At 31.6% G+C, this 1,267-nt stretch carries 1 protein-coding gene; it reads left to right on the top strand.

From position 1 onward, the window contains the following. Positions 1-1,267, top strand: a 1,267-nt coding sequence (locus EZH24_RS12060) for an alpha-amylase/4-alpha-glucanotransferase domain-containing protein (protein ID WP_137999315.1), incomplete at both ends; no start/stop codon positions are given.

Genomic DNA, 1,267 nt, shown 5'->3' with positions numbered 1-1,267 from the left:
AAAAGCTTATAAACCTTTTTTGGAAATATTAGAGAAATATAAAGAAATAAAATTTAATTTTCACTACACGGGAAGCCTTTTGTTGTGGATAGAAAAAAATCATCCCGAACATATTGAAAAATTAAAAAATCTTGTAAAAGAAAAAAGAATCGAAATTCAAAGCGGAGGTTTTTACGAACCGATTATGCCTTCAATTCCCGATAAGGATAAAGATATTCAAATACAAAAATTGAATAATTATATAAAAGATAAATTCGATTTTAATCCTAAAGGAGCTTGGATTGCCGAAAGAGTTTGGGAGCCGACTTTGGTTAAAAATCTGGCGAAAAACGAAATTAAATATATTATGCTTGACGATTCGCAATTTTTGACTACGGGAATAGACACAAAAAATATTTTTGGCTATTTCATAACGGACAACGAAAATTATAAATTAAATATTTTTCCAATTTCGCAGGAACTTCGCTATTTGATACCGTTTAGGGAAGTCGAAAAATCCATCGAATATTTAAAATTGATTGCAACCGAAGAGGGAGACAGAGTCGTAGTTTTGCATGACGATGGCGAAAAATACGGAGATTGGCCTGGCACTCAAAAATGGGTTTACGAAGACAAGTGGCTTGAAAAATTTTTCGAGGCTTTAAGCGAAGAAAAAGATATTATAAAAACTACGACTTATAGCGAGTATATGCAAAAATTCTCTCCGATTTCAAAAATATATATTCCTACGGGTTCTTACGAGGAAATGCTTACTTGGGTTTTGCCCGCTAAAGTGCAAGACGAATTCCATACAAAACTTGAAGAATTAAAAAAATCTTCGGAAAACGATATTATAACAAGATTCATGCGAGGCGGTTTTTGGAGAAATTATTTTTCAAAATATTCGGAAAGCAATCGAATGAATAAAAGAATGATTTACGCGTCTAATGTTTTTGAAGAATTTGATAAAAGTAAAAATAATAATAAAGATAAAGAAACGGCTTTGGATTATTTGCTTCAAGGACAATGCAACTGCCCTTATTGGCATGGAACTTTCGGCGGATTATATTTGAATAATTTGCGACATTCCACATATTCCAATTTGATAAAATCGACTTCAATATCCGAAAAAAATATTTACGGAAAAAATTATTTTATAAAAAAAGAAATCGATTTTGATATGGACGGCAGAGACGAGATAATCGTATCGTCCGAAAAAGAAACTTTGATATTTCATACTTTAAGCGGCGGAAAATATAAAAGAGCAGTTTATGATTCTGGCAAACGA

Source organism: Brachyspira catarrhinii (assembly GCF_005518285.1).
Lineage (GTDB): Bacteria > Spirochaetota > Brachyspiria > Brachyspirales > Brachyspiraceae > Brachyspira > Brachyspira catarrhinii.
This window is presented reverse-complemented; position numbering and strand designations above follow the sequence as displayed.